General features: G+C 67.6%; 7 protein-coding genes. 4 read left to right on the top strand and 3 right to left on the bottom strand.

From position 1 onward, the window contains the following. Positions 1–1580: bifunctional GNAT family N-acetyltransferase/carbon-nitrogen hydrolase family protein (locus I6U14_RS01070; RefSeq protein ID WP_296896165.1), on the bottom strand; the 1580-nt coding region annotated here is incomplete at its 3' end. A 442-nt stretch (positions 1581–2022) separates the two neighbouring features. Between I6U14_RS01070 and soxA the strand changes: the two genes are divergently transcribed. Continuing rightward, positions 2023–2889 (top strand): sulfur oxidation c-type cytochrome SoxA, encoded by an 867-nt coding sequence (soxA, locus tag I6U14_RS01065; protein ID WP_296896163.1) that lies wholly within the window; start codon positions 2023–2025, stop codon positions 2887–2889. Positions 2890–2918: 29 nt separating this feature from the next. Beyond that, positions 2919–3653 carry a sulfur oxidation c-type cytochrome SoxX gene (soxX, locus tag I6U14_RS01060; RefSeq protein ID WP_296896161.1) on the top strand — a complete coding sequence of 245 codons (735 nt, stop codon included), beginning with the start codon at positions 2919–2921 and terminating at the stop codon, positions 3651–3653. A gap of 82 nt (positions 3654–3735) precedes the next feature. On the opposite strand, the gene I6U14_RS01055 is transcribed toward soxX, so the two are convergent. Continuing rightward, the gene (locus tag I6U14_RS01055) at positions 3736–4056 is read right to left on the bottom strand and encodes a DUF1840 domain-containing protein (RefSeq protein ID WP_296896160.1); all 321 of its coding nucleotides are present in this window, start codon (positions 4054–4056) and stop codon (positions 3736–3738) included. A gap of 282 nt (positions 4057–4338) precedes the next feature. On the opposite strand from I6U14_RS01055, the gene I6U14_RS01050 reads away from it, so the two are divergent. Continuing rightward, positions 4339–5505 carry a hypothetical protein gene (locus I6U14_RS01050; RefSeq protein WP_296896159.1) on the top strand — a complete coding sequence of 389 codons (1167 nt, stop codon included), beginning with the start codon at positions 4339–4341 and terminating at the stop codon, positions 5503–5505. A 226-nt stretch (positions 5506–5731) separates the two neighbouring features. Beyond that, on the top strand, positions 5732–6478 hold the full coding sequence (locus I6U14_RS01045) for a TIGR02281 family clan AA aspartic protease (RefSeq protein ID WP_296896158.1): 747 nt from the start codon (positions 5732–5734) through the stop codon (positions 6476–6478). On the opposite strand, the gene I6U14_RS01040 is transcribed toward I6U14_RS01045, so the two are convergent. Next, the gene (locus I6U14_RS01040; protein WP_296896157.1) at positions 6465–6800 is read right to left on the bottom strand and encodes a zinc-dependent peptidase; all 336 of its coding nucleotides are present in this window, start codon (positions 6798–6800) and stop codon (positions 6465–6467) included. The genes I6U14_RS01045 and I6U14_RS01040 overlap by 14 nt on opposite strands. Positions 6801–6920: the final 120 nt, after the last annotated feature.

Genomic DNA, 6920 nt, shown 5'->3' with positions numbered 1-6920 from the left:
GTGGTGTAGAGATCATGGCGCCGATCCTTCAGGTTCTGCACCGTGCCCTCGTAGCGGGCCTCGCGCAGGGCCTTGAGGCCAAGGTCCGCGAAGGCGACGGTCTCGACGTTGGGGCTGGTGTCGGCGGCGATGCCGTCGCGGGCGAAGGGGAAGTCGCAGGGGGTGAGGATGCAGCTCTGAGCATACTGGATGTCCATGTTGGCGACGTTGGGCAGGTTGCCGCAATTGCCGGACATGACCACGTAGCACTGGTTTTCCACCGCCCGGGCCTGGCTGCAGTAGCGCACGCGCAGATACGACTGGCGCTCGTCGGTGCAGAAGGGCACGAAGATGATATTCGCGCCCTGGTCGGCTAAGTGCCGAGCCAGCTCCGGGAACTCGGCGTCGTAGCAGATGAGCACGCCGATGGGGCCGCAGTCGGTGTTGATGGCCGCGAGCTCGTGGCCGCCCTCGATGTTCCACCAGTAGACCTCGTTCGGCGTCGGGTGGATCTTGGGCTGCTCGTGTACCTCGCCGTCGCGCAGACACACGTAGCAGATATTCTCCACCCGCCCGTTCGGCATCTTGGTGGGATGCGAGCCGCCGATGATGTTGATGTTGTAGCGCACGGCCATGTCCCTGAGCGCCTCCTTGATGGGGTCGGTCCAGCGGGTCAGCGCCTCGATGGCCTCGGCGGGGGAGAGCTCCTGGTCCTCCATGGACAGGAGCTGCAGGGAGAACAGCTCCGGGAAGACGCAGAAATCCGCGCGGTAGTCGGAGGTCACGTCGACGAAGTAGCGCACCATGTCGAGGAACTCGTCGAAGGACTTCACGCGGCGCTGCTGGTACTGCACGGTGGCAACGCGCACGGTCTCCATGAGCCGCCCGCCGTAGTGCTTCTGCCGAGCCTCCTCTATCTCATCCGACACCTGCGGATTGCGCCAGAGCAGGTGCACGCCATAGCCCATGGACTGCTGGTCCTCGGTCCAGTAGCCCGGCATCAGCCCGATGACCTTGAAGTCGTTGCGGAGCTGAAAGGTCAGCACCGGGTCGTGCTCGCGGCCGGCCTCGACGGCCTCCACATAGGCCTCGGGGGTAGGGTACGGGTCCTCGGCGCGGGTCAGGGCGTCGCGCAGGGTGGGCAGCCGCCCGCCGTAGATGATGCCCTTGAGCGCCCAGGCCTGGGCCAGCTTCTTGCGCTCGTCGTACAAGCGCTGACCGATGCGAAGCCCCCGGTAGTCCGGGTCCACGCAGACTTCCATGCCGTACAGGTAGTCGCCGTTGGGGTCGTGCCGGCTCGCATAGCCGCCGCCGGTGATCCAGGTCCAGTCATGCGGCTTCAGCGCCACCTTGCCCGAAACCACGAAGCTGGAGCAGAAGCCGATGAGCTTGCCGTCGGCCTCGGCGACGAACTGCCCCTCCGGAAACTTGTTGATCTGCCCGCGAATCATCGCCGACGTGTAGCCGCCGATGCCGGCACCGGCGTAAGCGCGCTCGAACAGGGCGCGGATGGCGGGAACGTCGGCGGGTGTGGCGTTGCGGACGCTGAGGCGCTCGACGGTGTCTGCGGGGTTGTCTGAAGTGTTGGGCGTGTTGGACACGGGTGAGCTCCACGGGCTGGCGCTGGTCGGGTCGTGCTGGACCCGATTGTGCCATCCGGCAGCCAGCGTCGGCAGGGCGCGGATACCCGGTGGGGCCACCTCGTCTCCAACGCGTTCGTCGTCGGTGCGGCGTCGTCCAGCATGGTCGGCTCTCGATCAGGCCCTCGCTCTCGGGGCTGTTTGCGCTCTTGCCCCAGTCTCATGGCGCAGAGCCGCGGCCTCAGCCGTATTTTGTTGAGCAGGGAGTGGCCTTCGCCGGGCCACGAGGCATCGGGAAATCCCGCTGGTTCGGAGCAGATTTCCGAAGCGCCAATCCGCCCATCGGCCGCATCTACCGTCCCCGCTGAGTTCCGCCATGACGTGCGCGGGCGCCCGCCCGTGCTCGCAATGGCGCACTTACCACAACGATGACACCACCGTGAGAAGGGAGGGAGAGCTGCCCGTGATCAAGACCACCACAACCGCCGCCGCCCCGGCGGCCATCCTGTACATTCCCCTGTCCGTCGTCCTGTCTGCCTCCGCGCTCGCCGACGATCTCCGCGCACCGGAGGACGTGCTCCAGGAGCTCATCGACAATAACGAATCCGCGTATCTGACGCAGAGCGAGCAGAACATCATGATGATGCCGGACAACGCGGCCCTCTGGACCGCCGAGGAGGGCAAAGCGCTGTTCGAGGAGGCACGCGGACCCAACAACAAATCGCTTGAGACCTGCGACCTCGGCAAAGGCCCGGGCGTCGTCGAAGGCGTTTACGTTGAGCTGCCGCGCTTCTTCGACGATACCGGCCGCGTGATGGACTTGGAGAGCCGGCTGGCTTACTGCATGACCAGCATCCAGGGTTTCTCGCCGGAAGATCCGGAGGTGAAGCAGCGCCACGGCTCCGACTCGGACATGATGAAGCTGCAGACCTACATCGCCAGCCGCTCCAGCGGTCTTCCCTGGAATCCGCCCATGGACCACCCGCTGGAGCAGGCCATGCGCGATGCGGGCGAGGTGCTCTTCTATCGTCGCGCGGGGACCTCGGACTTCAGCTGCGCCACCTGCCATAGCAACACCGGCAAGCGCATCCGTGCCTCGGTGCTGCCGAATATCAACGAGCCGCACGAGTGGACCAAGGCCATCTCCTGGCCCGCCTACCGCGTCGGCCATCAGCAGGTGCGCAGCAGCCACCACCGCATCCGCGGCTGCTACTGGCAGATGCGCCAGCCGCAAAGCATCCCCGGCTCCGATGCCGCCATTGCGCTCATGTCCTACTGGACCGACGCTGCCCGCGGCGAGCCCGCCATTCTGCCGGACAAGAAGCGTTGAGCAACGCCACCAGCCAGGAGGACCCAGCTATGACCCACGCACAACCCGCATGCACCGCCGCCGCAGCAGCAGCGCTGCTAGCCCTGTCCGCCGCCGCCACGGCCGCCCCGCCGGCGCCCGAGGCGGCCTACACCGCCATGAGCGCGGAAGAGCTCGCCGACTACCTGATCTTCGAGGCGGGCGGTTTCGACCTCGACGCCGAGACGCAGGACGGCGGCACCGCCAGGGAGCGCATGACCCAGGACCGCACGCAAAAGGTCTGTTCTGCCATTGCGCGCAGCGGCAAGGACCTGGACCGGGCCACGGCGGCCAAGATCAGCGCGCTGGCGGACGAGACCATCGAGTTTCCGGAAGACGGCGTTGCGCTCGGTGACTGGCAGCGCGGCGAGGAGATCGCCCGCTCAGGCTTCGGCTATCGCATCGGTCACCGCGTGGACGACCACGACAGCCGCACCCCCGGCGGCAACTGCTACGCCTGCCACCAGCTGGATCCCAACGAGATCGCCTACGGCACCGTGGGCCCGAGCCTCACCGGCTACGGCCGGCTGCGCGGCACCAGCGAGGCGATGCTGAAGCACACCTATCAGATCCTCTACAACCCAAACCTGTTCTTCCCGTGCACGACCATGCCGCGCTTCGGGCACCACGGGACCCTGACCCAGCAGCAAATCGCCGACGTCATGGCCTATCTGCTGGACCCGGAGTCGCCTGTGAATCAGGAGCCGGCGCAGACGGCGGAGGCAGAGTCCGCCGCCGCTGACTGAAGCCGGCGGTCGAGGCCGCAAACCCCGGGGCAACTTTGCATCAGCCGGCGGTCTCCGTCAGCGGAGCCGCCGGCCGATGATCTCAGCTCTGCTCCCACATCACGTTCTTCTCGTCCCGCGCGGCCGCCTCCAGCAGCTCGACGAGCGGCAGGGCACGCTTGGCGAGGCTCACGCTTTCCCGGCGGGCATCCTCATCGTCGTCATCCCTGCGCTCCGGGTTGAGCGGTGCGTTGGGGTTGCGTGCAACGGCGTCCCGGAGCTTCTCCAGGGCCTTGGGCACGTCCTCGGCGAGGATGGCGCCGGGGACGGTGCCGCTGTGGCCCATCATTTTGATCAGTGCCTTGGCGACGTCGCCGAACATGGTGATGTCGGCATAGACGGGGGTCTTGAAGGTGATGAGCATGGCGTCTTAGTGGCCTCAGCAGTGTCGCCGCGTGGGCGGGTTCAGGGCAACAGGATAGCGCCGGCCGCGGTGGGCCGCTTGCGCCTGTCCGCGCTCAGGCTTGACGTCGTGCGCTAAGGCCCGGCACGGCAGCTGGTCCCGGCCAAGCCGCCGGCGATGAGCACAGCCGGCGGCGCAGGGCGACTGTCGGGCGGAAAGACGACCAGCAGAGTAGGGTCATGCGGTGCAGGGCGCTACACTGCGCGGCGCCGACGCCAAAGCGCCACCGAGAAGGAGCCCGCCATGCAGACAGGCCCCCGCCAGCTCGTCACGCCCTTCCGGCCCATTCCGCTGGACGTGCCGGAGGGCATGGCCCCCAACGAGTTCTTCAACAGCGCCGAGAACCTGAACGACCTGGTCGGCAACAACGGCCTGCTGAGCAATCCCGAGCAGCTGCTGCTGTACCGCAAGGCCCTTGGGCACTCGGGTACCTTCGACTGCTCCATCATCTACAACACGGCGCGGGAGATCCTGAATCCGCTCGGCCGCCCGGTGCGCCGCACCCAGGTGCCGGAGCGGGTGCGCCGGGTCTGGAACCGCATGAACGCCGTCATCATCGGCTACATGCTGGAGCACTGGCCTGACCCGGCCGAGGCTCTGGTGCTCGCCGGCGAGGCCAGCCTGGATGCCACCTGGCCGCTGACGGCGCCCGGGGTGCCCAGCATCCGCATGCTGCACAACCACTTCATGGTCTTCCCGATGGCGGACCTGCGCGCCGCCGAGCCCGCGGACCCGAGCAACCCGAACCTCACCGACGGCGGCCAGCACAGCCTGTTCCAGGCGCACATGCGCGATGTCTATCGCGCCTTTTTCGATACCGCGCTGCACCTGGAGCTTCTGCGGCCGGCGCGGGGTACAGAGTCCGCGCTGGCGCTGACGGGCTATCCACAGGGGCTGCCGTGCTGGGAGATCGCGGGCGGCGCCGCCGCGCTCAGCGACATGCGCTTCTGGCACGAGTACGACGCCCTGCTCATGGGCTTTCTCGACTTCTACCGGACCTTCTTCAGTCAGGTCTCCAGCCGCAACGCGGACCCGCTGCCGGACCTCTACTTCCCGGCCGCCGTGGAGCGGGTGCTGCTCGCCGACGACGCCTTCATGGGCACTGCCAAGGTGATCCGCGAGCGCTGCATCAAAGAGCCCGCATACGCCAATGCCATCCGCTGGGAGCCCGCCTTCAAGCAACTGATCTATCGTGGGGATAGGAGGGGAGGCGACGACGGCCGGCTGTTTGTCACCATCAGCCAGAACTCCATCGGCAATGCCATCACCGAGCTGCTCGGTGTGGTGGTGAAGCGGGTGCCGGACGCGGACGCCTATGCACAGCTGGAGCCGGCGCTGATGGGGCACCTGCACCGGGTGCGCGAGCGGCTCGCGGCAGCGGATTTAGGAGACATCCTGGGTGTCGATTGAACATAAGGGTGCTAGGCAGTTGAGCGAACCCGCATCCCAACGCTCCGCGCCCACGGCCGGACGACCCTACAGCACGGGAGACAGCCCATGGCAACCGCAGCCAGGCCGCTGGTATGCTCGCCTGTGGCGTCCGCGTAAGGGCGCTCACGCGGCCATGTGGCCGTGCTGCCGTGGCTGCGGCCGGCGTGCCGGCGGCGGCGTTCGCCGAGACCTCATCAGGTGCCTCATGCAGAGATTTCCGCTCGTCCCCGGGCTGGTGCTGACCGGCCTGCTCGCTGCGTCCGCGCTGCCCGTGGGCGCCGCCGACGCTCAGCAGGTGGACCTGACCGCGGAGCTGGCGCGGCTCGCGTCGATTTACGGCTTTACCATCACCGGCGAGGAGCATTTGGCGGAGAGCGCCGGTCGTGCCGAGGGCGAGGAGCCAGTGCGGCGTCTGCGGACGCTGCTGGAGGGCTTCGATCACATCATTGTGCAGGACGGGACCGGCGGCGTGGAACGGGTGATCGTGCTCGGGCCGGCAGAGCCGGGCGCACCGCCGACGGAGCCTCTGGTGGCCGTGGACGGCGAGCCGCCTCCGGACGCACCCATCGAATTGCCCACCGTCCGCCAGGGCAGCCAGCACTCGGTGCGGGTGGCGCTGGAGGGCGCCGATGGCCGCCGTTTCGCTCGCCTGCTGCTCATCGATACGGGCGCGGACACTGTGGTCCTGCCGAGCTCGCTCATCGACAGTCTTGGCCTCGATCCCGACACCCTCGAACAGCGACAAGTGCAGACCGCTAACGGCCTCACCGATGCCCTAACCGGGCAACTTGACGCCGTCTGGCTCGGGCCACAGCGGGTCATGAACGTGGCTGTCGCCTTCCTCGATGACGACAAGCTCGGCAATGCAGGTCTGCTGGGCATGAGCGTGCTCGGGCGGTATCAGCTGACCATCGACGATCAGGAGAACCGCATCACCCTCACCGGCCGCTGAGGGCGCGGCCGTGGGTCGGTCGCAGCCGCAGGGCGGGGTCCTGGCGATAGAAGCGGGTGAGCTCCGCGTAGACGTCCGGGTAGGTGCCACGTAGCCGATGCGGCAGCTCGAAGAAGAGCTCGCTCACCACGGCGAAGAACTCCGCGGGAGAGGTGGCACCGTAGGGATCCACCACCGATAGCTCCGGTGCGGCGTCCGCGCGCCGGCTGAGGTCGTCGTAGGCGCGCTGCATGTGCCGAGCCCAGGCGCCGCCGTCCATGTCTGCATGCAGCGGCGGGCGTCCGTTGGCCGCACCGTCTCGGAGGTCCAGCTTGTGTGCCATCTCGTGGATGACGACGTTGTCTCGTGTTCTCTCGCGCCCGTCCCGCGCGTCGGGACGTGTCCGTGCACCCGACCCCGTGTCCCAGGGCTCTGCGCCCCGTTTCCTTTGCCCTATAACACA

The sequence above is a fragment of the Thiohalocapsa sp. genome, assembly GCF_019695415.1.
Classification (GTDB): domain Bacteria; phylum Pseudomonadota; class Gammaproteobacteria; order Chromatiales; family Chromatiaceae; genus Thiohalocapsa.
The sequence above is the reverse complement of the archived record's forward strand: the minus strand, read 5'-3'. Positions and strand labels throughout refer to the sequence as shown.